26 protein-coding genes and 3 pseudogenes are annotated in these 26661 nt (G+C 72.7%); 2 read left to right on the top strand and 27 right to left on the bottom strand.

The annotated features are described in order from the left end of the window. Positions 1 to 132: 132 nt before the first annotated feature. Entirely contained in the window at positions 133 to 645 is a 513-nt protein-coding gene (locus tag ACQPYN_RS09610; RefSeq protein WP_433036265.1) for a hypothetical protein, read from the top strand. A gap of 54 nt (positions 646 to 699) precedes the next feature. Here the strand turns inward: ACQPYN_RS09610 and rutA are convergent, their stop codons facing one another. From rutA to ACQPYN_RS09570, 8 genes and pseudogenes are all read right to left on the bottom strand, one after another. Next, positions 700 to 1752, bottom strand: coding sequence for a pyrimidine utilization protein A (gene rutA / locus ACQPYN_RS09605; RefSeq protein ID WP_433036263.1), 1053 nt, complete (start codon positions 1750 to 1752; stop codon positions 700 to 702). Positions 1753 to 1777: 25 nt separating this feature from the next. Next, on the bottom strand, positions 1778 to 2848 hold the full coding sequence (locus tag ACQPYN_RS09600) for an LLM class flavin-dependent oxidoreductase (protein ID WP_433036261.1): 1071 nt from the start codon (positions 2846 to 2848) through the stop codon (positions 1778 to 1780). Next, complete coding sequence (locus ACQPYN_RS09595) at positions 2841 to 4232, bottom strand: MmgE/PrpD family protein (RefSeq protein WP_433036259.1); 1392 nt, start codon at positions 4230 to 4232, stop codon at positions 2841 to 2843. The genes ACQPYN_RS09600 and ACQPYN_RS09595 overlap by 8 nt, the downstream gene beginning before the upstream one ends. 54 nt (positions 4233 to 4286) lie before the next feature. Continuing rightward, positions 4287 to 5566: pseudogene (locus ACQPYN_RS09590) on the bottom strand (amidase). 107 nt (positions 5567 to 5673) lie between these two features. After that, the gene (locus ACQPYN_RS09585) at positions 5674 to 5865 is read right to left on the bottom strand and encodes a hypothetical protein (RefSeq protein ID WP_433036257.1); all 192 of its coding nucleotides are present in this window, start codon (positions 5863 to 5865) and stop codon (positions 5674 to 5676) included. Next, positions 5862 to 7025 carry an acyl-CoA dehydrogenase family protein gene (locus ACQPYN_RS09580; RefSeq protein WP_433036255.1) on the bottom strand — a complete coding sequence of 388 codons (1164 nt, stop codon included), beginning with the start codon at positions 7023 to 7025 and terminating at the stop codon, positions 5862 to 5864. Before ACQPYN_RS09580 ends, ACQPYN_RS09585 begins: the two co-directional genes overlap by 4 nt. Further along, on the bottom strand, positions 7025 to 8254 hold the full coding sequence (locus ACQPYN_RS09575; RefSeq protein WP_433036253.1) for a CaiB/BaiF CoA transferase family protein: 1230 nt from the start codon (positions 8252 to 8254) through the stop codon (positions 7025 to 7027). Before ACQPYN_RS09575 ends, ACQPYN_RS09580 begins: the two co-directional genes overlap by 1 nt. Continuing rightward, entirely contained in the window at positions 8251 to 8793 is a 543-nt protein-coding gene (locus ACQPYN_RS09570) for a MaoC family dehydratase (RefSeq protein ID WP_433036251.1), read from the bottom strand. Before ACQPYN_RS09570 ends, ACQPYN_RS09575 begins: the two co-directional genes overlap by 4 nt. 64 nt (positions 8794 to 8857) lie before the next feature. Here ACQPYN_RS09570 and ACQPYN_RS09565 point away from each other — a divergent pair, with 64 nt between their 5' ends. Then, positions 8858 to 9625, top strand: a complete 768-nt coding sequence (locus ACQPYN_RS09565) for a FadR/GntR family transcriptional regulator (RefSeq protein ID WP_433036249.1) — start codon at positions 8858 to 8860, stop codon at positions 9623 to 9625. A 4-nt stretch (positions 9626 to 9629) separates the two neighbouring features. Here the strand turns inward: ACQPYN_RS09565 and ACQPYN_RS09560 are convergent, their stop codons facing one another. The 19 genes and pseudogenes from ACQPYN_RS09560 to ACQPYN_RS09470 form a co-directional block, all read right to left on the bottom strand. Continuing rightward, entirely contained in the window at positions 9630 to 10073 is a 444-nt protein-coding gene (locus ACQPYN_RS09560; protein WP_433036247.1) for a DUF2550 domain-containing protein, read from the bottom strand. 19 nt (positions 10074 to 10092) lie between these two features. Next, on the bottom strand, positions 10093 to 10491 hold the full coding sequence (locus tag ACQPYN_RS09555; RefSeq protein WP_433036245.1) for a F0F1 ATP synthase subunit epsilon: 399 nt from the start codon (positions 10489 to 10491) through the stop codon (positions 10093 to 10095). Beyond that, positions 10491 to 11951: a F0F1 ATP synthase subunit beta gene (gene atpD, locus ACQPYN_RS09550; protein WP_433038806.1), complete on the bottom strand. Its 1461-nt coding sequence runs from the start codon at positions 11949 to 11951 to the stop codon at positions 10491 to 10493. Before atpD ends, ACQPYN_RS09555 begins: the two co-directional genes overlap by 1 nt. A gap of 5 nt (positions 11952 to 11956) precedes the next feature. Then, complete coding sequence (locus tag ACQPYN_RS09545; RefSeq protein WP_433036243.1) at positions 11957 to 13012, bottom strand: F0F1 ATP synthase subunit gamma; 1056 nt, start codon at positions 13010 to 13012, stop codon at positions 11957 to 11959. 149 nt (positions 13013 to 13161) lie between these two features. Continuing rightward, a pseudogene (atpA, locus tag ACQPYN_RS09540) lies at positions 13162 to 14772 on the bottom strand (F0F1 ATP synthase subunit alpha); the annotation flags it as partial. 61 nt (positions 14773 to 14833) lie between these two features. Next, on the bottom strand, positions 14834 to 15682 hold the full coding sequence (locus ACQPYN_RS09535) for a F0F1 ATP synthase subunit delta (RefSeq protein WP_433036241.1): 849 nt from the start codon (positions 15680 to 15682) through the stop codon (positions 14834 to 14836). Then, the gene (gene atpF / locus ACQPYN_RS09530) at positions 15679 to 16281 is read right to left on the bottom strand and encodes a F0F1 ATP synthase subunit B (RefSeq protein ID WP_433036239.1); all 603 of its coding nucleotides are present in this window, start codon (positions 16279 to 16281) and stop codon (positions 15679 to 15681) included. Before atpF ends, ACQPYN_RS09535 begins: the two co-directional genes overlap by 4 nt. A gap of 40 nt (positions 16282 to 16321) precedes the next feature. After that, positions 16322 to 16528 (bottom strand): ATP synthase F0 subunit C, encoded by a 207-nt coding sequence (gene atpE, locus ACQPYN_RS09525; RefSeq protein WP_116706531.1) that lies wholly within the window; start codon positions 16526 to 16528, stop codon positions 16322 to 16324. A gap of 84 nt (positions 16529 to 16612) precedes the next feature. Beyond that, positions 16613 to 17392, bottom strand: a complete 780-nt coding sequence (gene atpB, locus ACQPYN_RS09520) for a F0F1 ATP synthase subunit A (protein WP_433036237.1) — start codon at positions 17390 to 17392, stop codon at positions 16613 to 16615. Between the two features lie 44 nt (positions 17393 to 17436). Then, positions 17437 to 17742, bottom strand: coding sequence for an AtpZ/AtpI family protein (locus ACQPYN_RS09515; protein WP_433036235.1), 306 nt, complete (start codon positions 17740 to 17742; stop codon positions 17437 to 17439). Between the two features lie 90 nt (positions 17743 to 17832). Next, complete coding sequence (locus tag ACQPYN_RS09510; protein WP_433036233.1) at positions 17833 to 18348, bottom strand: hypothetical protein; 516 nt, start codon at positions 18346 to 18348, stop codon at positions 17833 to 17835. Positions 18349 to 18387: 39 nt separating this feature from the next. Then, entirely contained in the window at positions 18388 to 19521 is a 1134-nt protein-coding gene (locus ACQPYN_RS09505) for a glycosyltransferase family 4 protein (protein ID WP_433036231.1), read from the bottom strand. Positions 19522 to 19575: 54 nt separating this feature from the next. Beyond that, on the bottom strand, positions 19576 to 20862 hold the full coding sequence (gene glyA / locus ACQPYN_RS09500) for a serine hydroxymethyltransferase (protein ID WP_433036229.1): 1287 nt from the start codon (positions 20860 to 20862) through the stop codon (positions 19576 to 19578). Positions 20863 to 20961: 99 nt separating this feature from the next. Further along, positions 20962 to 21606, bottom strand: coding sequence for an L-threonylcarbamoyladenylate synthase (locus ACQPYN_RS09495; protein ID WP_433036227.1), 645 nt, complete (start codon positions 21604 to 21606; stop codon positions 20962 to 20964). Between the two features lie 49 nt (positions 21607 to 21655). Further along, positions 21656 to 22446 (bottom strand): annotated as a pseudogene (prmC, locus tag ACQPYN_RS09490) (peptide chain release factor N(5)-glutamine methyltransferase); the annotation flags it as partial. Between the two features lie 14 nt (positions 22447 to 22460). Next, entirely contained in the window at positions 22461 to 23585 is a 1125-nt protein-coding gene (gene prfA / locus ACQPYN_RS09485) for a peptide chain release factor 1 (protein WP_433036225.1), read from the bottom strand. A 93-nt stretch (positions 23586 to 23678) separates the two neighbouring features. Continuing rightward, entirely contained in the window at positions 23679 to 23900 is a 222-nt protein-coding gene (gene rpmE / locus ACQPYN_RS09480; RefSeq protein ID WP_274189378.1) for a 50S ribosomal protein L31, read from the bottom strand. 137 nt (positions 23901 to 24037) lie between these two features. After that, positions 24038 to 25567, bottom strand: coding sequence for a phenylacetate--CoA ligase family protein (locus ACQPYN_RS09475; RefSeq protein WP_433036223.1), 1530 nt, complete (start codon positions 25565 to 25567; stop codon positions 24038 to 24040). Then, positions 25564 to 26643 carry a hypothetical protein gene (locus ACQPYN_RS09470; protein WP_433036221.1) on the bottom strand — a complete coding sequence of 360 codons (1080 nt, stop codon included), beginning with the start codon at positions 26641 to 26643 and terminating at the stop codon, positions 25564 to 25566. Before ACQPYN_RS09470 ends, ACQPYN_RS09475 begins: the two co-directional genes overlap by 4 nt. Positions 26644 to 26661: the final 18 nt, after the last annotated feature.

Below are 26661 nucleotides of genomic sequence, written 5' to 3'. Positions count from 1 at the left end.
AGGACAGCGGTGAAGCCTGTCACATACTGCAGCCCGGTTCATCACGTCCCGCAGACCGGTGAACGACGCCGCCGGGGCTCGGCTCACTGTCCGGCCGTTGACCCCCGCCCCCGGCTGCACCACCGTGACGCCGTGGCCGCCCGCAACCTGACGCCCCGGCCCCTCACGGTCGAGGAGCTCCCGCCCGCGATGGCGGCGTTCATCCGCACCCAGGCCGAGCTCCGGGGGCTGGACCGCGACCCGCTCCCCGAGACGACGCACGGGCTGCGCACCGACGAGGAGACGCTGGGCCCGCGCCCCGGCGGCCGGGGCCTGCAGACCGAGCGCCACACGGTGGAGATGCTCCTGACGCCCGAGCTGCTGATCATCTCCTACCGCGAGGGCGGCGACGACGGCGGCGAGCGGATCGGGCCCACGGCGCGCGTCAGCTTCCACCGGCTCGACGAGCTCGAGGTCGCCACCCCGCCGGCCGGGATGCAGCGGCGGACGCACGGCAGCCCGCCGGCGCCGCCGAAGGACGCCCTGACGGTGACGAGCACGCCGCTGGGCGGGACCCGGCGCACGACCCGCCACGTCCCGACCGGCAGCGGCCCCGACGTCACGCGGTTCCGCGAGGCGGTGCTGGCGGCCCAGGAACGCGCCTGAGCCGTACCCCCGGTGACGGACCCCGCGGGGGGCACGGGATCCGCCACCGGAGTCCTAGCCGAGCAGGGGCTTCACGCGCGTGCCGAAGTCGTGCACGCCCTGCTCGAAGTCGTCGAAGGTGAACATCATCCCCTGCACGCCGGGCATCTTGGCGACCTCGTCGACCTGCCGCGCGACCGACTCGTAGGAGCCGACGAGGGTGGCCATGTTGAAGTTGACCGCGCCCTCGGGGAGGTTGATCGTCCGCGCGGTGCCCGACCCGTCGGCCGTCGTGTCGGCGTTGCCCTCATCGGCCATGTAGCCGAGCGCGCCGGCGTCGGCGCCCTCGTTGTAGGAGCGCCACTTCGCGTGGGCCTCCTCGTCCGTCTCGGCCATGATCGCCATGAACAGCGGCAGCGAGCGGACGTCGCGGCCGGTCTCCTTGGCGAAGGAGGCCAGGCGCTCGGTGGGCTCCCGGTAGACCTCCGGGTTGTTCACCCCGGGCGAGAGGATGAAGTTGTAGTCGCCGTACTCGGCGCAGAACCTCATCCCGCGCTCCGACTGCCCGGCACAGACGATGTCGACCTTGCCCGAGGGCTGCGGCGAGAGCACGCAGTCGTCCATCTGGAAGTACTGACCGTCGAGGTCGCAGCGCCCGGTCTCCCACAGGTCGCGCAGGACCTTCACGTACTCCGTGGAGTAGTCGTAGCGGTAGCCGAAGTAGTCGTCCCCGGGCCAGAGACCCATCTGCTCGTACTCGCCCTTGGCCCAGCCCGAGACGATGTTGACCCCGAAGCGGCCCGGGGCGATCTGGTCGATCGTCGACGCCATCCGCGCGACGAGGGCCGGCGGGAGCGTCAGCACCGCGGTCGAGGCGTAGAGCTTGATCCGGTCGGTGACCGCCGCGAGGCCCGCCATGAGCGTGAACGACTCGAGGTTGTGGTCCCAGAACTCGGTCTTCCCGCCGAAGCCGCGCAGCTTGATCATCGAGAGCGCGAACGCGAAGCCCTGGCGTTCGGCCTCCTGCACCACGTTCTTGTTGAGCTCCCAGGTCGGCATGTACTGCGGGGAGTTCTCCGAGATGAGCCAGCCGTTGTTGCCGATCGGGATGAAGACGCCGAAGTCCACGAGGGAGCTCTCTTCCTGCGGGGGGTCAGGGAACCGGGAGGGGGAGCGCGCGCAGCGCCGGGACCACCTCGCGGGCGAGGAGGTCGAGCGAGGTCCGCGCCGCCTCGACCGGCATGCCGGCCCAGTCGGTGCGGAACACGAAGTGGTCGACGCCGAGCTCGTCGCGCCACGGGAGGAGTGCCGCGGTGCAGTCCTCCGGAGACCCCACCACGAAACGATCGCGGGAGAGGTCGTCGTAACCGACCCGGAACGACTCCGTCCCGGGCATGACACGGTCCTGGCCCCAGTCGGCGTAGACCTCGTACTTCCGCGCCAGGTACGGCATGGCCAGCTCGAGGGCCTGCTCGCGCGTGGGGGCGCAGAACACCTCCCGGATGAGCGGGAGCTCGCCGACCGGGCCACGCCCGGCGGCCTCCCGCTCGGCCCGGAACAGCTCCAGCTGCCGGGCGACGGTGGCCCGGGTGGCGTGCGGATTGATCATCCAGGTGTCGGCGAGACGGGCCGCCCGCCGTACCGCGCCGTCCGAGTTGGCCGCCATCCAGATCGGCGGTCTCATCGGTGGGGACTGCCGCGCGACGGGGAGGAACGTCGTGCGCACGCCGTCGAGGCGCGTCCACGGCAGGTCGGCGGACACGGCCTCGCCGCGCCAGAGCGCCTCGACGATCCGGAGGTTCTCGGTGAACCGCCGGACCTTCTGCTCGGGCGGGACGCCGAAGGCGTCGTACTCGACCTGCCGGTAGCCGAGCCCGACCCCGAGCACCGACCGTCCGCCGCACACGACGTCGAGGCCCGCGTAGGCCTCGGCGGTGTCGACGGGGTTGTGCAGGGCGAGAAGGTGGATCCCGGTGCCGACGGTCATGTCGCCCGCCTCGGCGGCCAGTCGCGCGAGCCACGGCAGCGGCTGGATGTGCGCCATCGACTCCGCGAGGTGGTGCTGGCCGGCGAAGACCGAGTCCATCCCCGCGTCGCGGGCCGAGCGCACCAGGCTCAGCTGCTCGTCCAGGGCGACGAGGGGATCGCGGCCCGGTGGCTGCTGGTGGGTGAGGAAGACCCCGGCCCGCACACGCCGCGCCCCCGAGGAACGATCCTCAGCCACGGCACGCCTCGGCGAACTCCGACGCCGGACGGTCGTCGCCGAGCGACAGCACCGCCGCGCGCACGCGCTCGGCCGTCGCGGCGTCGGCGACCCGCCCGATCGTCCCCTCGAACTTCTCGACGATCTCGGCGTTGGTCAGCGGGCGCTGGTCGTGACCCCGGTTGACCTGCTCGCGGTGCGCGACGACGCGGCCGTCGGCGAGCTCGATCTCCACGCGCCCGGAGTAGGCGTCGGGGAACAGGCCCTCGTGGTCGTCGACGACCTCGACCGTGCGCGCCAGCGCGAGGATCTCGGGGTCGGCGAGGGCCTCGTCCTCGAGCTCGGCGAGCGTGAACCGCCCGCGCGCCAGCGCCGCCGACACGGCGAAGGGCAGGCTGAACTTGGCGTCGTACTCGTCGCGCGGCGCCCACTTGTTCTCCGGGGGCTGGCAGACGACCTTGCCCGGCACGGGGTGGATCGCGCAGCGGATCGCGCGGACGTCGGCGGGCTCGATGCCGTGCTCCTCGCGCAGCAGCAGCGCCGCGTCGGCGAACGCGTGGTTGAAGTGGCAGATCGGGTACGGCTTCACCGCGGTGCGCATCAGCTCCCAGCGGGTGCCGAGGTCCTCCCCCACCGCCTCCGGACGGTTCGGGCGGCCGGCGAGGTGGGTGGCGTAGAGCCCGAAGCGGCCCTCGTACACGGCGGGCGGACCCGTCCAGCCCGCACGGGCGAACGCCGCGGCGGTCAGCCCGCACATCGCCGCCCAGCCCGGGTGCAGGCGCTTGGTCCACGACCCGTCCTCGAGGAACTCCAGCAGGCCCGCCGACATCGACCCGACGACGCCCTGTGCGGCGACGAGGCCGTCGGCGTCCAGCCCGGTCAGCCGGCCCGCCGCGACCGCGGCCCCGAACGCCCCGGCGACGGCCGTCGGGTGGAAGCCGACGTCGTGGAAGCCGCCGGCGCCGCCGAGCCCGACCCGCGCCGAGACCTCGACGCCCAGCACGTAGGCCAGCAGCATCTCGCGCGTGCTCGCCCCGGCGACCGTGGCCGCGGACAGCGCGGCCGGGAGGGCGGCGGCGGAGACGTGGGTGACGGCGGGGATGTGGGTGTCGTCGAAGTCCATCCCGTGCACGAGCACGCCGTTGAGCACCGCGGCGTCGCGCGGCGAGAGCCGGTCGGGCATGCCCAGCACCGGGTGGTCACCGCCGCCGAGCGTCGCCAGCGCGTCGCGGGCCACGCCGGAAAAGCGGTAGGCCGTGGAGGCGTACGCCAGGCCGACCGCGTCGAGCACCAGGTGGCGAGCGCGCTCGAGGACCTCGTCCGGGACGTCGGACGGGTCGAGCGCGGCGGCGAACTCCGCGACCCGACCGGCGAGGGCGGTCCGGGTGGGGCTCTCCAACGACACGAGCCGCTCCAGGTGGGTGCGGTGACCGGGGCCACAGCAACATACGTCAGACGTTTAGGGGACGGAAGGGGGCGCCGCGAGGTGGTGGCTCGTGCGCTCCTGGAACACGCGCGCCGCCCACAGCGCCGTGGCCTCCCGGTGCGGGGCGGCCACGAGCTGGGCGGAGACCGGGCAGCCGTCGGGCGCGAGCCCGGTCGGCACGGCGAGCCCGGGGGCGCCGGTGAGGTTGCCGAGCATCGTCGAGCGCGACTGCGCGGCGTAGAGCGGGAACTCCTCGCCGTCGACGAGGACGGTGCCGTCGGGCAGGCGGGGCGCGGTGGACGGGCAGGTCGGCACCACGAGGAGGTCGGCGCCGGCGAACACCGCGTCGAGCTCGCGCTGCAGCTCGACGCGGAACTGCAGGGCCCGCAGGTAGTCGACCGCCGGCGTGACGATCCCCTGGCTGATCCGCCGCACCACGACCGGGTCGTAGCGGTCCCAGCGGTCGGCGTCGACACGGTGCAGCGTCGCCGCCTCGGTGAACACGACCTGGTAGCCGATCGGCAGGGCCTCGGCCGCCGACGGGACCTCGCCCGGCACGACCTCCGCGCCGGCCGCGACGAGCACGTCGACGAGGTGCGCGACCCCGGCCCGCACCGCGGCGTCGCAGAGCTCGGTGAACGCGCCCCCGGGTACGGCGATCCGCAGGCCGGTGAGGTCGCCGGTCTCGGGGACCTCCCACGGGGCAGCGGCCCGCTGCGCGGGTCGGCCCCGTCGGGTCCGCGCAGCACCGCGAACAGCCGCTCCGCGTCGCGGGCGCTGCGGGCGATCGGGCCGACCGTCTCGGTGGTCCACGACAGCGGGAAGACCCCGGTGCGCGGGATCGCGCCCGCGGTGGGCTTGAGCCCGGTGAGCCCGCACCACGCCGAGGGCAGGCGCACCGACCCGCCGACGTCCGTGCCGAGCGCGCACGGGACGGCGCGCGCGGCGACGGCGGCGGCCGACCCGGTCGACGACCCGCCCGCCCAGCGCTCGCGGTCCCACGGGTTGCGCACGGCGCCGAAGCGCGGCGGGTGCGGGCCGCCGACGGCGAACTCGGTGGTCGCGTCCTTGCTGACCGCGATGGCCCCGGCGTCCTCGAGGCGCCGGACGACGGTCGCCGACGTCGCCGCGGGCTCGTCGCCGTGGCACCACGAGCCGGCCGTGGTCGGCACGCCCGCCACGTCGATGACGTCCTTGACCCCGAAGGGCACGCCCTCCAGGGGCCGCGGGGTGCCGGACGCCCAGCGGCGCGCGGACTCCTCCGCCGCGGCGCGGGCGCGGTCGTCGAGGACGCGGATGGTGCAGTTCAGCACCTCGTGCGCCGCCGAGAGCCGCGCGAGTGCGTCGTCCACCACATCGACCGGGTCGAGATTGCCGGCGGTGTACGCCTCGAGCAATCCGGCGACGTCGCGATCGCTCACTAACGCAACCAGGCGTCGCCGTGCGCCGGGTCCGCGGCATCGTCGGCCGGCAGCGGGCGGGCCCGGAGCCTCGCCACGGCGTCCTCGGCACCGACCACCGCCGCCCGCAGCGCGAGGACGACCTCGTCATCGAGCCGGTAGCCGAGGCGGGCCGCGAGGGCGGCCAGCTCGGCCGGCTCGGGCACGCTCACCGGATGGTCGCCTTCCCGGCCAGCAGGGACTTCGCGACGACCGTGCCCAGCATGTCGTTCGTGCCCTCGCCGATCGACATCAGCGGGGCGTCGCGGTAGAGCCGCTCGACCTCGAACTCCGTCGAGTAGCCGTAGCCGCCGTGGATGCGCATCGCGTCGGTGGCGCACTCCAGCGCCGCGTCCGACGCGAAGATCTTCGCCATGCCCGACTCGGTGTCCATCCGCACGCCCTCGTCCATGCGCGACGCCGCCCAGTAGGTCATCAGGCGGGCGGCCTGCAGGCGCACCGCGATGGCCGAGAGGCGCAGCTGCACGGCTTGGAAGTCGCCAATCGCCTGCCCGAACGCCTGGCGCTCGCGGGCGTAGGACAGCGACTCGTCGTAGGCGCGCTGGGCGATGCCCACCGAGCGGGCGGCGATGTTGATGCGCCCGGTCTCCAGCGACGAGAGCGCCTGCTGGAGCCCGCGGCCCTCGACGCCGCCCAGCAGCTGTGTCGCCGGCACCCGCACGTCGTCGAGCACCACCTCGCACGACTCGGTGCCCTTGTAGCCGAGCTTGCCCATGTCCTTGGTGATCTCGAGCCCGGGCGCGCCCGCGTCGACGAGCAGCATGCTCATGCCACGGTGGGCCGGCTCGGCCCCCGGATCGGTCTTCACGAGCACCGGCAGCGGGTCGGCGTGGCGGGCGTTCGTGATCCACATCTTGGTGCCGCGGACGACGTAGTGGTCGCCGTCCTTCTTCGCGGTCGTCGTGATGCTCTGCAGGTCCGTGCCCGCGCCCGGCTCGGTGAGCGCGATCGCGGTGCGCCGCTCCCCCGTCGCGAGCTCGGGGAGGTAGCGCTGCTTCTGCTCCTCGGTGCCGTGGCGGGCGATCATCCAGCAGGACACCGAGTGGCTGCCGAGGATGCCGGCGATGCCCATCCAGCCCCGCGAGATCTCCTCGAAGGTCAGCGCGAACGACACCGTGTCCGCCTCGAGCCCGCCGTAGGCCTCGGGCACGGCGAGCCCGAAGAGCCCCAGCCCGCGCATGCCCTCGACGATCTCGGTCGGGTAGCGGCCCTCGTGCTCCCAGTCGCGCGCGACCGGCACGATCTCGCGGTCGACGAACGAGCGCAGGGTGTCGCGGAAGAGCCGCTGTTCGTCGCTCAGCCGGAAGTCCATCAGCGGTCCTCCCCGAACCCGATGTCGTGGGTGCCGAACGCGCCCGCGTCGCGCAGCGCGGCCAGGCGCTCGTCGTCGTAGCCGATCCCGCGCAGCACCGACCGGGTGTGCTCGCCCATCGCGGGGCCGCCGCGGGCCGGGCGCGTGTCGTCCCCGGGCGGGCCGACGCGCACCGGCGAGCGCAGCGACCGCACGGTGCCCCAGTGGGCGTGCGCGGTCTCGGCCACGAGCCCGCGCGCGGCGGTGTGGGGGTCGGTGAGGGCCTCGCCGACGTCGTGGATCGGCGCGCACGGGATGCCCGCCGCGCCCATCGCCGCGATCCAGACGTCCACGGGCCGCGCCGCGAACAGCTCCTCGAGCAGCGGGACGAGGACGTCGCGGTGCACGTCCCGGTCGCGGAACGTCGCGAAGCGGGGGTCCTCGGCGAGGTCGGGGCGCTCGAGCACGACCGTGAGCCGCTGCCAGAACTTCTCCTTGGCGCACCCCACGACGAGCCACCCGTCGGCGGCCTCGAACGCCTGGAACGGCACGAGCGACGGGTGAGCCGAGTGGTGCGTGCGCGCCGGCGTGTAGCCCTCGGTGAGGTGCCACGTCGCGGGGTAGGTCAGCAGGCTCACCGCGGTGTCGTAGAGGGACAGGTCGCAGTCGGTGCCGACGCCGTCGCGGCGGGCGGCGTGGATGCCGGCGAGCAGGGCGATCGCGGCGACGAACCCTCCGCTGTAGTCCACGAGCGACAGGCCCGCCTTCTGCGGCGCGCCGCCGGGCTCGCCGGTGAGCGACATCCAGCCGCCGAGCGCCTGCAGCACGTAGTCGTAGCCGGGCTCGCCGGAGCGCGGACCGGTCATGCCGAAGCCGGTCAGCGAGCAGCAGACGATCCGCGGGTTGACGTCGGCCAGGTCGGCGTACCGGATGCCGAGCTTCGCCGGGACGTCCCCGCGCAGGTTGGAGTAGACGGCGTCGGCGCTGCGGACCAGGTCGTGGAACACCTCGCGGCCGGCGTCGGAGCGGATGTCGAGCAGTACCGACGACTTGTTCTTGTTGAACGACTCGAAGAACAGCGAGTCGCCGTCCTGGGCGTACGGCGGGACGTAGCGCCCGACGTCGCCGCCCGACGACGGGTCCTCGATCTTGATGACCTCGGCCCCGAGCTCGGCGAGGTGCATCGACCCGAACGGCCCGGCGCCGTACTGCTCGAGCGAGACGATCCGGATGTCCTCGAGCGGCTTCATGCCTGGTTCTCCGAAGGCTCGTTCTCCAGCGACAGCGGCGTCGCGGCCTGCGGGAACGGCGGCGCTGCGCGCGGGGCGTCGCGCCGGTGCACGTAGAAGGCACGCTTGAACGTCAGGACCTCGACGCCGTCCTGGTTGAGCCCGCGGGTCCGCACGCCCACGATGCCGGCGTCCGGGCGGCTGCCCGAGCCGCGCGCGGAGAGCACGAGCGACTCGGCGTAGAGCGTGTCGCCCGCGAACACCGGCGCGGTCAGGCGCAGCTCGTCGATCCCGAGGTTCGCGAACGCGTTCTGGCTGGTGTCCGACACCGACTGCCCGATCACGATCGAGATCGTCAGGGGCGACGCGACGAGCATCCGCCCGAACTCGGACTCCGCGCCGACCTGCGCGTTGAAGTGCGCCTGGTTCGTGTTCATCGTCAGCAACGTGAACCAGGTGTTGTCGGTCTCGGTGATCGTGCGCCCCAACGGGTGCTGGTAGACGTCACCCACCACGAAGTCCTCGAAGAACCGGCCCTGCCACCCCGCCACGACGGCCATGCCCGGGGACGCTAAACGTCTGACGTATCTGCCACAAGCGTCGGCGACGGTCTACGCTCCTCCCGTGCCCCCGCAGCCACCCGCTCCCGGCCCGCCGGGCACGAGCTCGGGGCCGGTGGCCCACCTGCGGGTGCAGCGCGTCCGTCCCGCCTACCGCCAGGTCGCCGACGAGCTGCGCACCCAGATCCTCGCCGGCACCCTGCCGTCGGGCACACGGCTGCCGAACGAGGCCGAGCTCGGCCGGGCGTTCGGGGTCAGCCGCAGCACGGCCCGCGAGGCGCTGCGGGTGCTGTCCAGCCAGCACCTCGTCGAGACCCACCGCGGCGTCCAGGGCGGCACGTTCGTCAGCGAGCCCGATCCCGCGCGCGTCGTCGAGGACGTCGGCAGCGCGCTCGGCGTGCTCGTGATGACCCCCCAGCTGCACGTCAGCGACCTGCTCGAGGCCCGCCTGCTGCTGGAGCCCGCGGCCGCGCGCCTGGCCGCCCAGCGGGCCGACGCCGAGACCGTCGAGGCCGTGCGCACCGCGGCCGCGGCCCGGCGCGACGACCGCGACCCGAGCGGCTTCGTCGGGCACCTGGACTTCCACACGACGCTGCTCATGGCCACGGGCAACCTGATGCTGACCCTCATGGGCCAGCCGGTGAACGACGTGCTGCGCACGCGCCTGCGCCGCTCCGGTGTCGAGCCGGGCGAGTGGGACAAGGTCGACGCCTGTCACCGCGAGATCGCCGAGCACATCGCGCAGGGGCGCGCGGGCGAGGCCGAGGAGGCGATGCGCGACCACATCGTCGAGCTCCGGCGCCTCTACGAGCGCGACGGCTTCTGGACGTGAGCCGCTAGCTCGCCTGCCGGTAGCCCGTCGACCGTCCCGGCGGCGTGGACTCGAGCCACGACGAGAAGCCGGTGAGGGCGTCGGCGCTGATCGCCAGCTCCCACACGTCGGCCCCGTTGCGGCAGGTCAGCACCGTCGAGCCGGCGGGGTGCATCTCGCCGTCGATGGGGGCGCGCCGGTCGGTGATCTCGAGGCGGGTGCGGTCGAGGACGACGTTCGCCCCGGAGCTCAGGCCGCTGATGCGGTACCAGCGGAACTCGTTGCCCCGGTAGCGCCCGAGGCCCGAGTGCCACCCGCGGAGGTCCTCGGTGGCCCGCGCCGGGCGCAGGGCGACGTCGACGCCGCCCCGGCGCAGGAGCCGGATGCGGCGCAGCACCAGCAGGGCGACGACGAGCAGCACCGCGAGCACGACGATGGCCGCCAACTCGGCGATCATCGTCACGCCCACGGGTGCTGCTCGCCGTCCCTCAGCGGTCCGGGGACTCGCCGGCGGCCCGGAGACGCGCTCGCGCCCGGGCCGCGGCGGCTGCCGCGTCGTCGAAGTCGTCCCCGCCGCCCTCGGCGCGCTGGAGCTCGTCCCGCGCCGCCGCGACGTCGATCTCCTCGGCCATCTCGGCCAGCTCGGCGAGGATGGTCACCGACTCCGCGGTGACCGAGAGGAACCCGCCGAACACCGCGGCGTGGAACGACTCGCCCTCGCTGGGGTCGATCCGCACCACGCCGGCCTCGTCGAGCGCGGCGATCATCGGCTGGTGCCCGGGCAGCAGACCGATGTCGCCCTCGACCGTGCGGGCGGAGACGAAGCTCGCCTCCCCCGACCACAGCCGCTTCTCGACGCCGACGATGGCGACCTCCATGGTCGCCATCAGGAGGAGTACTTCTTCGCGTTGGCCTCGACGTCGTCGAGACCGCCGGACATCGCGAAGGCCTGCTCCGGGTAGTCGTCGTACTCGCCCTTGGCGATCTTGTCGAACGCCTCGACGGTGTCCTTGACGTCGACGAACGAGCCCGGCTCGCCGGTGAACTGCTCGGCGGCGTACATGTTCTGACCGAGGAAGCGCTCGATGCGCCGCGCGCGGGCGACGGTGAGGCGGTCCTCCTCGGAGAGCTCGTCGATGCCGAGGATGGCGATGATGTCCTGCAGGTCGTTGTAGCGCTGCAGGATCCGGATGACCTCACGCGCGACCCGGTAGTGGTCCTCGCCGACGTACTGCGCGTCGAGGATCGTCGAGGTCGAGGTCAGCGGGTCCACCGCCGGGAAGATGCCCTTGGCGAACACGCCACGGGAGAGCTCCGTGGTCGCGTCGAGGTGGGCGAACGTGGTGGCCGGCGCCGGGTCGGTGTAGTCGTCGGCGGGCACGTAGATCGCCTGCATCGAGGTGATCGAGCGGCCGCGGGTCGAGGTGATCCGCTCCTGCAGCTCGCCCATCTCGTCGGCCAGGGTCGGCTGGTAACCGACGGCCGAGGGCATGCGGCCCAGCAGGGTCGAGACCTCCTGGCCGGCCTGGGTGAACCGGAAGATGTTGTCGATGAACAGGAGGACGTCCTGCTCCTGCACGTCGCGGAAGTACTCGGCCATCGTCAGGGCCGAGAGGGCGACGCGCATGCGGGTGCCCGGCGGCTCGTCCATCTGACCGAAGACGAGCGCGGTGTCCTTGAGGACGTCGGCCTCGCCGAGCTCGACCCACAGGTCGTTGCCCTCACGGGTGCGCTCGCCCACGCCGGCGAACACCGAGGTGCCACCGAAGTTGCGGGCGATGCGCTGGATCATCTCCTGGATGAGCACCGTCTTGCCGACGCCCGCACCGCCGAAGAGGCCGATCTTGCCGCCCTCGACGTACGGGGTGAGCAGGTCGACGACCTTGAGGCCGGTCCACAGCACCGAGGTCTTGCCCTCGAGCTGGTCGAACGGCGGCGGATCGCGGTGGATGCTCCAGCGCTCGGCGTCCGAGGCGTAGCCCGGGTCGTCGAGGCAGTCGCCCAGGGTGTTGAACAGGTGGCCCTTGACGACGTCGCCGACGGGCACCGTGATGGGACGGCCGAGGTCCTGCACGTCGTGGCCACGCACGACACCGTCGGTCGGCTGCATGGAGATCGTGCGGACCTGGTTGTCGCCGAGGTGCTGGGCGACCTCGAGCGTCAGGGTCTTGGTGTCCTCGCCGAGCGTGACCTCGGTGGTCAGCGCGTTGAAGAGCTCGGGCACCTCGCCGCGCGGGAACTCCACGTCGACGACGGGGCCGAGGATGCGGGTGATGCGGCCGACGGCACCCTGCGAGCCGTTCTGCTCGGTGCCCTCGGCCGGGGCGGTGGACTGGGTCATCGTCAGCTCCCCTACTCGGCGAGGGCGTTGGCGCCGCCAACGATCTCGCTGATCTCCTGCGTGATCTGGGCCTGGCGGGCCTGGTTCGCCTCCCGGGTCAGGTTGTCGACCAGGTCGTTGGCGTTGTCCGTCGCCGCCTTCATGGCGCGCTGCCGGGCCGCCGACTCGGACGCCGCGGCGTCGAGCAGGGCCGCGAACACGCGCGCGCGGAGGTATTTGGGCATGAGCCGGTCGAAGAGCACTTCGGGCTCCGGCTCGAACTCGTACTCGGCCTGCCGCTCCTGCGAGTCCCCGGAACCGGACCCGTCGGACTCGCCGTCGGAGGACTCGTCGTCCTCCTCCAGCTCCAGCGGGGCGATCTGCGAGGAGGTGACCCGCTGGCTCGCGAGGGAGTTGAACGCGGTGTAGACCACGTGCAGCTCGTCGACCCCGTCGAGGCCCTCGGCCTCCTGCGGCGGGACGAACGAGGAGGACCGCGAGGAACCGCCCTCGCCACCCTCGCCGGAGCCGTCACCCGAGCCACCGCCCGAACCCTGCTGCTCGTCCTCGGACTCGCCCTGGACCGTCTCGGCGCTCCCGGCGAGGAAGCAGGCGGTCATGGTGTCCGCGGCCCGGGTGGCGTTCGGGTAGTCCGGGACCTCGGAGAAGCCCGTCCACTGCCCGGCCACGGCCCGCTTGCGGAAGCGGAAGTAGGCGGTGCCCTTGCCGCCGATGACGAACAGCTGGGGTTCCTTGCCCGCGCTGTTCAGCTCGCGCATGAGCCGCTCGGCCTCGCGCAGCACGTTGGCGTTGTAGCCGCCGCACAGGCCGCGGTCGCTCGTGACGACCAGGACGCCCGTGCGGCCCGGCTCCTCGCGCGGCACCAGCAGCGGGTGGTCGCTGGCGCCGGCCTTCGCGGCCGTCGTGAGGACGTGGGTGAACTCGTCGGAGTACGGCCGCGCGGCGTGGACGCGGGCCTGCGCCTTCACGATGCGCGAAGCCGCGACCATCTCCATCGCCTTGGTGATCTGGGCGATGTTCTTGGTCGACCGGATGCGCCGTCGCAGGACGCGGAGGGATGCGGCCATGCCGTCTAGCTCCTCGCGCCCGAGTCGGCGTTCTCGTCCGAGCCCTCGGACCCGTCCGAGCTCTCGTTCGAGCTGTCGCTCGAGTTCTCGTCCGAGTCACCGTCCGAGTTCTGCGACGACTCCGACGACCCCTCGGAGGAGCCCTCCGACGACTCGTCGGACGAGTCGTCGCCGGTGGCGAGCTCGCCGGTGCCGCCGTCGTCCTCGACGCCCTCACCGGACTCCGTGGCGAACTGCTGCTTGAACTCGGAGACGGTCTTGTTCAGGCGCTCCTCGTCCTCGTCGGAGAGCTTGCCGGTGTCGCGGATCGCGGCGAGCACGCTGCCGTCGCGACGCACGTGCTCGAGGAACTCGGTCTCGAAGCGGCTGACGTCCTCGACCGGCACCGAGTCGAGGTGACCACGGGTGCCGAGGAAGATGCCGACGACCTCCTCCTCGACCGGGTACGGCTCGCCCTGGCCCTGCTTGAGCAGCTCCATGAGGCGGGCACCGCGGTCGAGCTGCGCCTGCGAGGTGGCGTCGAGGTCGGAGCCGAAGGCCGCGAAGGACTCCAGCTCGCGGTACTGCGCCAGCTCCACGCGCAGGCGGCCGGCGACGGACTTCATCGCCTTGATCTGGGCGTCACCGCCGACGCGCGACACCGAGTTCCCGACGTTCAGCGCGGGCCGCTGGCCCTGGTTGAACAGGTCGGCCTCGAGGAAGCACTGGCCGTCGGTGATCGAGATCACGTTCGTCGGGATGTAGGCCGCGATGTCGCCGCCCTTGGTCTCGACGATCGGCAGGCCGGTCAGCGAGCCCGCGCCCAGCTCGTCGTTGAGCTTCGCGCACCGCTCGAGCAGCCGGGAGTGCAGGTAGAAGACGTCGCCCGGGTAGGCCTCGCGGCCCGGCGGGCGGCGCAGCAGCAGCGAGATCGCGCGGTAGGCCTCGGCCTGCTTCGACAGGTCGTCGAAGACGATCAGGCAGTGCTTGCCCTGGAACATCCAGTGCTGGGCGATGGCCGAGCCGGCGTACGGGGCGATGTACTTGAAGCCGGCCGGGTCGGAGGCCGGGGCGGCGACGATGGTGGTGTACTCCATCGCGCCGGCGTCCTCGAGGGCCTGGCGGACACCGGCGATCGTGGTGCCCTTCTGGCCGACGGCGACGTAGACGCAGCGGACCTGCTGCTCCGGGTCGCCGGTCTCCCAGGCCTCGCGCTGGTTGATGATCGTGTCGGTGCAGACCGCGGTCTTGCCGGTCTTGCGGTCGCCGATGATCAGCTGGCGCTGGCCGCGGCCGACCGGGGTCATGGCGTCGATCGCCTTGATGCCGGTCTGCAGGGGCTCGGTGACCCCCTGGCGCTGGACGACCGTGGCCGCCTGCAGCTCCATCTCCCGCTCGCCCTCGGACTCGATGTCGCCGAGCCCGTCCAGGGGCTGGCCGAGGGGGTTGACCACCCGGCCGAGGAAGTTGTCGCCGACCGGCACCGACAGCACGCGGCCGGTGCGGGTGACCTGCTGGCCCTGCTCGATGGTCTCGTACTCACCGAGGATGACGACGCCGATCTCGCGCTCCTCGAGGTTCTGGGCCAGGCCCAGCACGCCTCCGGGGAACTCGAGGAGCTCGTTGGTCATGGTCGAGGGAAGGCCCTCGACGTATGCGATGCCGTCGCCTGTCGAGGCGACGATGCCGACCTCCTGACGGGTCGAGTCCGCGGAGTACGAGGACACGTAGTCCTCGATCGCGCTACGGACCTCGTCGGAGGAGATGGTCAACTCGGCCATGGCTTCCGCTCTCGCTAGTCGTTAGGGGGTTCGTTGGGTCGACGTCAGTCGAGCCGACAGTTCAGCCCAGTCTCCGGCCGAGCTCGTCGAGCCGCCCGGCAACGCTTCCGTCGATGACCTCGTCCCCCACCTGGATCACGAGACCGCCGACGATGTCGGGGTCGACCTCGAGGTGCAGGGTGATGTCCCGACGGTAGATGCGCGTCAGGGCGTCGGCCAGCCGCTGCTGCTGCTGGTCCGAGAGGGCGATGGGCGAGCGCACCGTGGCCACCGACCGCTCGCGGCGCTCGGCCGCGAGCTCGGCCAGGCGCTCGAGGCCCTGGGCGACGCCGCGACCCACCGGGTGGGCCACGAGCTGGGCGGCGAGCTTGCGGGTGACGGGCTCGGCCCGGTCCGCGAGCAGCTGGTCGAGGACCCGCTGCTTGCCCTCGGGGTCGGCGGCCGGGTCGGCCAGCAGACGCTCGAGGTCGGGCGACCCGCCGACGATGCGGCCGAGCCGGAACAGCTCGTCCTCCACGGCGTCGAGCCGGCCGTCACGCTCGGCCGACACGAGGAGGGCCTCACGGGCGACGGTGCGCAGACCCGTGACGAGGTCCTCGGGCCGCGACCACGACGACGACACCGCGGTCTTCACGATGTCCCCGGTGGTCGAGGTGACCTGACGGCTGATCAGCCGGTCGGCGAGGCCCTCGCGGTCCTCGGCGGTGCGCGACGAGTCGGCGAGCGTGCGCCGCAGCTCGCCCTCGCGGGCGAGGAGGTCGGCCAGGGAGTCGAGCTGCTCGGCGGTGGTGTCGAGGTCGCCCGCGGTCGCCTGCGCCGTGACCTCGGAGAGGCGACGGCGCGTGGCCTCGAGCGCGTCACGGCTCGCGGCGTGGAAGTCGGCGAGGACGCCGGCGGTGGAGGCGCTCATGCCTGACCCCCGTTCCCGCGGGCACCGTTGCCGGTCCCGCCTGCGGTTCCACCGGTGGACCCGCCCATGGCCTCGAGCTCGGCGAGGAAGCGGTCGACGCTCTCCCCGCGGCTCCGGTCGTCGGACAGCGAGGACTCGACGATGCGCCGTGCCAGCTCCACCGACCGGTGGCCCGTCTCGGCGCGCAGGTCCGAGATCGTGCGCGAGCGCGACGCGTCCAGGGACTGCTGACCCTGGGCCTTGATGCGTTCGGCCTCGTCGGCCGCCTTGGCGTCCATGTCCTGCCCGATGCGCTCGGCGTCGGCCCGTGCGTCGTCACGGATGCGCGCGGTCTCGTCGTCGACACCGGCGAGCCGCTCACGGCTGCGTGCGAGCTCCGCCTTGGCGTCGGCCTCCATGGCCTCGGCCCGGGCCATACCGCCCTCGATCTGCTTCTTCGTGTCCTCGTGGGAGGTCACGAAGCCCGGCCACGCGTACCTGTAGAGCACGTAGACCAGCAGCGCGAAGGCGATGAGACCGACGATGATCTCGGCAGCGTGCGGGATCGTCGCGGACGGCTCGCCCGCGGGCTGTTCGGCCAGCACCTCGATGACGCTCATGTGTTCACCTCCCGCCCCTCCGGCGACCGGTCAGCGGGAATCAGATGGCGAACGCGAGCACCAGACCGATGATGGCGAGCGCCTCGGAGAGGGCGAAGCCGATGAACGCGATGGTCTGCAGCTGGCCGCGGGCCTCGGGCTGACGCGCCACGCCGTTGATGAACGCGGCGAAGACGATGCCGACGCCGATACCGGGGCCGACGGCGGAGAGGCCGTAGCCGACCATGTTGAGGCTGCCCTGAACCATGAGGGGTTCCTTTCCGGTGTTCGTTCGCTGAATCGGGGAGGGACGGCGCCGGTGGTTTCGGCGACCCGGTGGATCGGTGTCGAGTCAGTGCTCGTCGGCCAGCGACGCACCGATGTACGACGCGGTGAGGACCGTGAAGATGTAGGCCTGCACCACCTGGATGAAGGCCTCGAAGAACGTCATGACGATCGCGAAGAGGAACGCGAACGGCGAGAGGACGTTGAGGACGAGGTCGTCCGCGACGGTGAGCATGTACTCGCCGCCGAAGATGAAGACCAGCAGCAACAGGTGGCCCGCCAGCATGTTGCCGAAGAGCCGCAGGGAGAGCGTGACCGGCCGCAGGATGAAGTTCGAGAGGAACTCGATCGGGGTCAGGATGATCCGGACCCAGCCCGGCACGCCGGGCGGCCAGGTCATGAGCCGGACGTAGCCGCCGAAGCCCTGCTTCTTGATGCCGACGTAGTTGTAGATCAGCCACGTGATGGCGGCGAGCGCGTACGCCATGCCCGGGTGGGAGAACGACGGGAACTGGATGAACGGGAAGATCCCGAACACGTTGTTCACCAGGATGAACGCGAAGAGTGCCACCAGGTAGGGCACGTACTTGCGGAAATCAGGACCGATGTTGTCGCGCGCGATCTGGTCCCGGACGATGCCCTGGAACTTCTCCGCGGCGAACTGCAGCCGGCCCGGCACGATCTTCGCGTCCTTCGTGGCCAGTGCGTAGAAGGCGTACACGATGACCGCGGCCAGGATGAACTGGATCGAGACCTTGTCGATCCACTCGAGGACGGGGATGCCCTCGAAGATCGGAGGGATGTTGAAGTCCTCGACGCCGGGGGCCTTGAAGCCCTCGGCAGGCATCGGAGGCGGGACCGGTGGCGCCGGTACCTGCGTCAACGACGAGATCACCCGTGCTGCTCCTTCCGGTCCTCCGGGCCGGCGGGTTCACCGGGTCGAGGGAGGGGCTCAGGGGGGATGTAAAGGTAACGGATGTAGATCAAGCTGAAGGACGCGGCCCCACCGAGCAGGAGCCCGACCAGCAGGAACCAGCGCGTCGAGAGCAGGGTGTCGATTCCCCATCCGGCCAGTCCGAACACCAGGATGCCGGTGATCAGATGGGAGAGGACCGTCCAGGCCTCCGACGGTGACTGGTCCGCGGACCCCTTCTGGGGGGTGCGTCCCGCGTCACCGCGGAGGCTGTCCTGCGCCATCGGGCGCACCATATCAGCAGGTTCGTCCCCGTCCACTACGGGCCGTCGGAGGCCACACCGCCGAGTAGGGGACGGCCGTCCGGGGGACGGTCAGACCGCGATCGTCGGCGTCTTCAGCCGCGCGAAGGCGATCACTTCGCCGACGATGAACGCCAGCGCCGTCGGGCCGAGCGCGAGCGCCGCGATGCGTGTGTCGACGACGCCCAGGGCCTGGAGCACGAGGAAGACGACCAGCAGCAGCCCGAGCTTGCCCATCATCGACACGAGCGCGGCGGCCATGACGACCATCGGGTCGGCGGCGGCGGTCCAGCGCATCACCAGCGGGCCCAGCGAGCAGACCGCGATGACGACGACGGCGCCGACGATCGCCGCGACCACCCCGGTGGTGCCCGCGAGCAGCCCGGCGACCACCGCGGCGAGCACGGCGACGGCGAGCGCCGGCCACAGGCCCCCGAACAGCATCGCCCGGCTGGCCTCGAGGACCTGGGCGGTGTTCGCGGGGGTGGCTGACGGGTTGAGCGGGTTGACCGGGTTGGCCGTGGTGCCGTCCGGCGTGCCGGACGCCGGGGTCACGGGGGGTGTGGGGTCCGGCTCGGGGCTGGTCATCGGGTCTGTCATCGGTTCCTCGGGGGAGGTCTCGGGGAGTCAGGCGCGGGGGCGCAGGCGGGGGACGGCGGAGGCCAGCACGGCGACGAGCACGCCGACGGTGACGATCCAGACCACCACGAACGCGTTGTCGATCAGTGCCAGGGCGACGGCCCCGAACGCGAGCACCCCGGCCCACAGGTAGATCAGGAGCACGGCCCGGCGCTGGGAGTGGCCGATCTCCAGCAGCCGGTGGTGCAGGTGCATCTTGTCCGGCGCGAACGGGCTCGTGCCCGCCCGGGTGCGGCGCACCACGGCCATCAGCAGGTCCAGCAGCGGCACGAAGACGACGGCCGCGACGACGATCAGCGGCGTGACCAGGGCGAGCGCGCCGGTGGCGCCGGTGGTCGAGTAGTTGGTGCGTCCCGACGCGGTGGTGGTGGCCGCCGCGAGCGTCAGCCCGATGAACATCGAGCCGGAGTCGCCCATGAACAGCCGCGCGGGCTGGAAGTTGTGCGGCAGGAAGCCGGCGCAGGCCCCGGCGAGCACCGCGGCGATGAGGGCCGGCGGGTAGGCGTTGACGTCGCCGTTCTGCTGGCCGAGCAGCCCGAGCGCGAACGCGCAGGTGGCGGTGGCCGCGATCGTGCCGATGCCCGCGGCCAGGCCGTCGAGGCCGTCGACGAAGTTCATGGCGTTGACCAGCAGCACGCACAGGAACACGGTGATGAGCACGCCCTGGTCCTGCCCGAGCAGCAGCACCGAGCCGGTGCTCCCGCCGGTGCCGCCCCAGGGCAGGTACACCGCCGTCCACTGCACGCCCATGAGCACGAGGACGCCCGCGGCGGTGGCCTGGCCGGCGAGCTTGGTGAGCGCGTCGAGGCCGTAGCGGTCGTCGAGGGCCCCGACGGTGACGATGAGCCCGCCGGCGACGAGCACCGCGACCGTCTCGGTCGAGTAGTCGAAGGCGCGCCGCAGGACCGGGAGCTGGCTGGCCACGAACACCCCGGCCACCACGCCGAGGTAGATCGCGATGCCGCCCAGGCGCGGGATCGGCACCGTGTGAACGTCACGCCCGCGGGGCACCGCGATCGCCCCGGCACGGATGGCGAGGCGACGGACCAGCCCCGTGAGCAGGTAGGTGACGACCGCCGCGCAGAGCCCGACCAGGAGGTACTCCCGGATCGGGAGCCCCATCGGGGCGAAATCCGCTGACGGGCCCACGGAGCCCGAGAGTAGACCCGCGCTCGTCTAGCGGGGGTACGCGGGGAAGCGCGACACGAGGGCCGTCACCTCGTCGCGCACGTCGGCGAGGGCCTTCTTGCCCACCTCGCTGGTCTCGTCGGCCGTCACGGCGGAGGCGATCAGCCGCGCGACGTCGCCCATCTCGGACTCCGTCATGCCCTGCGTGGTGATCGACGGCGACCCGACGCGGATGCCCGAGGCCGTCATGGGCGGCTGCGGGTCGTACGGGATCGCGTTCTTGTTCAGCGTGATGCCGGCGAGACCGCTGCGGGCCTCGGCCTCCTTGCCGGTGACCCCGAGCGGCTGCAGGTCGAGCAGCGCGAGGTGGGTGTCGGTGCCGCCGGAGATCGCGCGCATGCCCTGGGACTCGAGGCCCGAGGTCAGGGCCTGGGCGTTGGCGATGACCTGGCGGGCGTAGCGCTGGTAGTCCGGCGTCGCCGCCTCGGCCAGGGCGACGGCCTTGCCGGCGACCGCGTGCATGAGCGGCCCACCCTGCAGGAACGGGAAGACGGCCTTGTCCAGGGCCTTCGCGTGCTCCGCCTTCGAGACGAGCATGCCGCCGCGCGGGCCGCGGAGGACCTTGTGCGTCGTGAAGGTGACGACGTCGGCGTAGGGCACCGGGCTGGGGATCGCCTGGCCGGCGACGAGGCCGATGAAGTGGGCGGCGTCGACCCAGAGCTTCGCGCCCACCTCGTCGGCGATCTCGCGGAACTTCGCGAAGTCGATGAGGCGGGGGTAGGCGGTGGCGCCGGCGACGATCATCTTCGGCCGGTGCTCGAGCGCGAGGTCGCGCACCTGGTCGTAGTCGATGCGGCCGTCGTCCTCGCGGACGGTGTAGGGCACCGGCTCGAACCACTTGCCCGAGAAGCTGACCTTCGCGCCGTGCGTGAGGTGCCCGCCGTGGGGCAGCGACATCGCCAGCACCTTGTCGCCGGGCTGGCAGAACGCCGCGTAGACCGCGAGGTTGGCGTTGGCGCCGGAGTGCGGCTGGAGGTTGGCGTGCTCGGCGCCGAAGAGCGTCTTGGCGCGCTCGATGCCGATCTCCTCGGCGCGGTCGACGACCTCGCAGCCGCCGTAGTAGCGGCGGCCGGGGTAGCCCTCGGCGTACTTGTTCGACAGCGTCGAGCCCAGCGCCGCGAGCACGGCCGGGCTGGTGAGGTTCTCGCTGGCGATGAGCTGCAGTCCGCCGCGCAGCCGGGTGAGCTCGTCGTCGACGACCTGGGCGATCTCGGGGTCGACGGCCCGGAGGGCGTCGTAGTCCGGTCCCCAGAAGTGCTGCGAGTCGGCTGCCATGACACCTCACGTTACCGGCCATTCACCGGAGCGCGCCCCGCCCCTGGAACCTGGGTCACATCCCCTCGTGAGCACTTTCCGCCCCGATGAGGGCGGAGCTCACAAGGAGACGGGGGTGCCGATGACCTCGGAGACCTGGTCGGCCGTGACGGCGCCCTCGCGGCGCAGGCGCGGGACGTCGCCGGTGAGGTCGACGATCGTCGAGGCCACGCCCGTCGCGCACACCCCGCCGTCGAGGTAGACCTCGACGCTCTCGCCCAGCTGCTCGCGGGCGTCGGCCACCGTGGTCGCCGGCTCGCGACCGGAGACGTTCGCGCTGCTCACGGCCATGGGACCGACCTCGCGCAGCAGCTCGAGGGCCACCGGGTGCAGGGGCATGCGCAGCATCACGGTGCCGCGCGTGCGCCCGAGGTCCCACGCCAGGCTCGGGGCGTGCGGCAGGACGATCGAGAGCCCGCCGGGCCAGAACGCCTCGACGAGGTCGCGCGCGACGCGCGGCACGGCGCCGACCAGCCCGTCGATCGTCGACCAGCTGCCCACCAGCACCGGGACCGGCATGTCCGGTCCGCGCTGCTTGGCGGCCAGCAGGTCGGCCACCGCGCGCGCCGAGAAGGCGTCCGCCCCGATCCCGTAGAGGGTGTCGGTGGGGACGACGACCAGCCGTCCCGCCCGCACCGCCGCGGCCGCCGCCGCCAGCCCGGTGGGTCGGGTCGCGGGGTCCTCGCAGTCGTACGTCGTGCTCACGGCGCGCCAGCCTAGGGCCCCGGGATCCGGCGCAGCGCGGTCGCCACCCGGGGCGCCCGGTCAGGTCGTCGTGGGTGGTGACGTCGGCGAACCCGGCGGCCGCGAGCACCTCGCGCACGGCCGCGGGGTGGGAGTCGTCGTGCTCGAGCGCCACCGCTCCCCCGGGCCGCAGCAGCCGGTGGGCCAGCGCGGCGACGGGACGGATCACGTCCAGGCCGTCGGGGCCGGCGAACACCGCGCCGTGCGGGTCGGCGTGCACCTCGGGCGGCACGGCCAGCCCCTCGGGCACATACGGCGGGTTGCAGGTCACGAGGTCGACGGTGCCGTCCAGCGCCGCGAGCACCCCGGGCCGCGTCACGTCGGCGTCGTGCAGCGTGACGCCCGAGCCGGCGAGGTTGCTCCCCGCCCAGGTCAGGGCCTCGGGCGCGGTCTCGACGGCGTGGACCACGGCGTCCGGGCGGGCGCGGGCCAGCGCGAGGGCGAGCGCACCGGTGCCCGTGCAGAGGTCGACGACGACCGGCGGGCCGGCATCGAGCATCCGGAGTGCGCGCTCCAGCAGCACCTCGGTCTCGGGGCGGGGCACGAAGACGCCGGGGCCGACGGCCACCTCGACCGGACCGAGCACCGCGGTGCCGAGCAGGTGCTGGAGGGGCTCCCGGGCGGCGCGGCGCGCGACCAGCGCGTCGAGCGCCACGCCCTGCGCCTCGTCCGGCGGGTCGGCGAGCAGCAGACGGCCGCGCGGGACGCCCAGGACGTGGGCGACGAGCAGCTCGGCGTCCACCCGGGGGAGGCGACGCCGGCCTCGGCGAGCCGGGCGGCCGCCCGGGCGACGGTGTCCACGGGGCTCGCGGGGCTCAGGAGCGCGGCTCGTCCGCCGACGGCACGGACTGGGCCATCCGCTCCGCGCGGTCGGCCGAGCGCAGGGCGTCGAGCACCGCGTCGAGGTCGCCGTCGAGCACCCGGTCGAGGTCGTGCGACTTGTAGCCGACGCGGTGGTCGGAGATCCGGTTCTCCGGGTAGTTGTAGGTGCGCACCCGCTCGGAGCGGTCGACGGTGCGGACCTGGCTGCGACGGTCGGCCGACGCCTGGGCCGCCTCCGCCTCGTCCGCGATCGCCTGCAGGCGGCTGCGCAGCACGTCCATCGCGCGGGCCTTGTTCTGCAGCTGCGAGCGCTCGTTCTGGCAGGACACGACCACACCGGTGGGTAGGTGGGTGATCCGGACCGCGGAGTCGGTGGTGTTGACGCCCTGCCCGCCCTTGCCCGACGACCGGAAGACGTCGACGCGCAGGTCCTTCTCGTCGATCTCGACGTCCGCGGCGGCGTCCACCTCGGGGTAGACGAGCACGCCGGCCGCGGAGGTGTGGATGCGGCCCTGGGACTCGGTGACCGGGACGCGCTGCACCCGGTGCACCCCGCCCTCGTACTTGAGCCAGGCCCAGACGCCCTCGGGTTCACTCCCCGGCGCGGTGACGGCGACCGTGACGTCCTTGTAGCCGCCGAGGTCGGACTCGGTGGCCGAGAGCACCTCGACCTTCCAGCCCCGGCGCTCGGCGTACCGGGAGTACATGCGCAGCAGGTCGCCGGCGAACAGCGCCGACTCCTCGCCGCCCTCCCCCGATTTCACCTCGACCACCACGTCGTTCGCGTCCGCCGCGTCGCGGGGCACGAGCTGCTCGGACAGGCGGTCGCGCAGCGTCCCGACCCGCGCCTCGATCTCCGTGACCTCGGCGGCGAACGCGGAATCCTCCTTGGCGAGCTCACGGGCATCGGCGAGGTCGGCCTCGGCCCCGCGCAGCTCCTCCACGGTGGCGACCACCGGGGCGAGCGCGGCGTAGCGGCGGCCCAGGGAGCGCGCGAGCGCCTGGTCGGCGTGCACGTCGGGGTCGGCGAGGCGCGCCTCGAGCCCCGCGTGCTCCTCGAGCAGGGCCGTGACGCCGGGCGAGGACGTCATCGAGTCCGCCGGTGCCTGCGATGCCATCGCGCGCCTCCTCTCGTCGGTGGACCTGCCCCGTACACGCAGAACGCCCGCCGCCCCGCGCGCGTGGCGCAGGGGCGACGGGCGTCGCGGGAGCTACTTCTTGGTCGGGGTGCGCTTGCCGTAGCGCGCCTCGAAGCGGGCCACACGACCGCCGGTGTCCATGATCCGCTGCTTGCCCGTGTAGAACGGGTGGCACGCGGCGCAGATCTCGACGGTGATGTTGCCACCGGGCTTCGTGCTGCGGGTGGTGAACGAGTTCCCGCAGCTGCAGAGCACCGAGGTCTCGTGGTAATCGGGGTGGATGCCGCTCTTCACGGTCTGGTCCTCTCGCGTCGTGGTCGCCGGGTCCCCGGTGGTGCTGGGGTGAACCGGTACCTGATGTGCGGGCCATTCTCGCAGGACCGCCCGCTGAGCTGCACAACCACCTGGGGGGTCGCGTTGTTCCCGGCGCGTCATCCGCTGCGGGCGGCGACGACCTGCTCGTCGAGGCCCGCCGCCTCGGCCCCCGGGGCGTCGAGGATCCACACGTACTCGTTCTTGAGCCGGCCCCCGTCGCCCGCGAAGACGCCGGTCCGGAAGGGGTAGACGCCGACCGTGGGCTCGGTGCCCGGCGAGCTCGTGCGGATCGCGTTGTCGAGGTCGCGGTTGGCGCGCCGCATCGCCGCGAGCAGCCGGTGCCCGGCCGCCGTGGGGTCGGCCAGCGTGCGACCGTCGGCGAGCTGGAGGGCCAGGTGCAGGCGCCGGTCGCCGGCGCGGTCCTCGAACGAGACGACCCGGTGGTTCTCGACGGCCTCCACCAGCTCGGCGTCGCCGGCCACGGCGTCGCGGACCCCGTCGGGCGGCACGACCGCCCCGTTGTAGTCCACCGAGTGGTCGCTGCGCCCGTACTGCAGCAGCAGGGGCAGGTCGAGCACCCGCTCGTCGAGCACGTCGGTGAGCCCGAAGCGGCGCAGTACCGGCAGCACGTCGCGCATCCGCAGCACGTGCCCGCGGTCGTGGATGTTGTAGCGGATCCGGGGGTCGACGTTCTGGGGGCGGGTGATGGTGACGACCAGCTCGCCCTCGTCGTTCTCCTCGACCAGGTAGGCGTACGGGTTGAACTGGAAGATGTTCGGGAGCACGCCGTACTCGTCCTGCCTGGTCAGGGCCGTGGCGAGCGCGGGGTCGGCGGCGATGGCCCGGCGCAGCGCGATCGTGAACTCGGTCTCGACGGCGATGCTGATCTCGAGGTCGCTGGCCCCGTAGGCGCCGACGACCTTCCGCGCGCGGCGCAGGATGTGGTCGCGCATGCCCTCGCTGATCCCCTCGCCCCCGAAGGCGCAGACCACGTCGTAGGCCGACCAGTCGAGCCGGTCGTCCTCGAGCAGACCCTTGAGGAACGGCGGGTAGCTCGTGATCACGTACGTGTAGCCCGTGCCGAACTCCCGCATCGTGTTGATGATCTTGTCGCGGTCCGGCCCGCACGACTTGATCGTCGAGACCCGGGTCAGCGCGGCGGTCACGTTCATCCCCGTGGCCCACGCCCCGAGGGAGAAGGCGTTGATGACGAACACCGGGCGGTCCTTGCCGGCGTGGCGCAGGAAGCCGACGCGCAGGACCTCGCGCGACGCCCGCCGCTCCACCGGGCCCCGCACCCAGCTGGTCGGGGTGCCGGTCGAGCCCGAGGACTCGTCGACGACGACCCCGCGGCGCGGGAGCCGCCCGCCCACGCACCGCTCGAGGATGGGGTAGCGGGTGATGTAGCTGCTCTTGTCCATCTCCGGGAGACCCTCGAAGGGCCGCCCCGACACGCCCCGCTCGGCCAGGAACCGGCCGTACGCCGGGACGCGGCGGGCGGTGCGAGCGGCCGTCCGCGCCGCGCGGCGGCGTCCGAGCCACCAGCGCAGACGCTCGAACCCGGGGGCGAGCAGCAGGGCGTGGGTCGTGGGGAACCGTCCGAGGAGGTCGACGAGCATCTCCTGGCACCACCAGAACAGCCTCATGACGTCGCTCCCGACGGGACGTGGTCCTCACCGTTGATCAGCATCGCGTCGAGCGTGCGTCGCCAGGCCCGGGGCGGCGGCTTCCCGGTGCCGTAGCGGAAGAGCATCCAGGCCATCCGGCCGCCGGACTCGTCGATCCCGGTGCGCTCGACGAACGCGGCGTGCGAGCGCGGGTTGGTGATGACGGTGCCGAAGGGGTGCAGGTCGACGCCGTGACGGGTGAAGGCGAGCCACAGGCGCAGGAAGCAGCGGCCGGCCTCGACGTGGTCGCCCGGGGTCTCGAAGGGGCCGGTCAGCCAGCCCAGCTCGCGGACCCCGCGCATCGTCGACAGGTAGACCCGGCGGAAGAGGTCGCCGACCAGGGGCAGGTCCCAGAGCCACCGGTGGCGCATCGCGATCCGGAGCAGGGGGCCGGGCATCAGCATGGTCTCGGCGGAGAGCCCGTCACGGGTGGCGGCCGCCTGCCGCTTCGACGTGCGGATCCAGGTGAGGATCTCCTCGTGGACCGCGTCGTCGCGCAGGTCGTCGAAGAGCGTCTCCTGGTTGATCCGGATGAGGTCGTCCACCAGGCGCTGCTCGTCGGTGCACCCGAACCGCTGGCCCATGTCGCCGGCGATCGCCGCGACCTCCTCGAGAACGGCCCGGTCGACGAGGCGGCGGTCGTACGGACGGCGCGAGGTGCGGCGCCGGCGGAACGCGGCCATCTGCTCGCAGGCCGCGTCGGTGACGGGGACGGGCGTGAGCTCGAGGCCGCCGAGCAGGTGCTGGCGCTGCGGGGACGAGAAGTCCATCTCGGCGAGGCGCAGGGTCTCGCGGACCGCCCAGCCGTGCGCCGCCGCGACCGTCGCGAGGGACTCGAGGAACACCCCGGCGCAGACGTGCGCGAACGGGATGCCGAAGTTCTCGGCGGGCAGGCCGCGGTCGAGGTCGTAGAAGAACTCCGCCCGGCGATCGTCGTGCACCCGCACGGTGATCGGCTGGGAGTTGTGTGGCGAGGGGTAGCGGCGCGCCTCCTCGAGGATCGCCGTCCAGGGACCGGGGAGGGCGGGGAGGCCGGCGCCGGGCTGCTCTGTCATGCCTGGAGCCTCGCCGCT

It is taken from the genome of Actinomycetospora sp. CA-053990, assembly GCF_050948445.1.
GTDB lineage: Bacteria > Actinomycetota > Actinomycetes > Mycobacteriales > Pseudonocardiaceae > Actinomycetospora > Actinomycetospora callitridis.
Note: the sequence above shows the minus strand (reverse complement) of the source record. Positions and strands in the feature narration are given on the sequence as shown.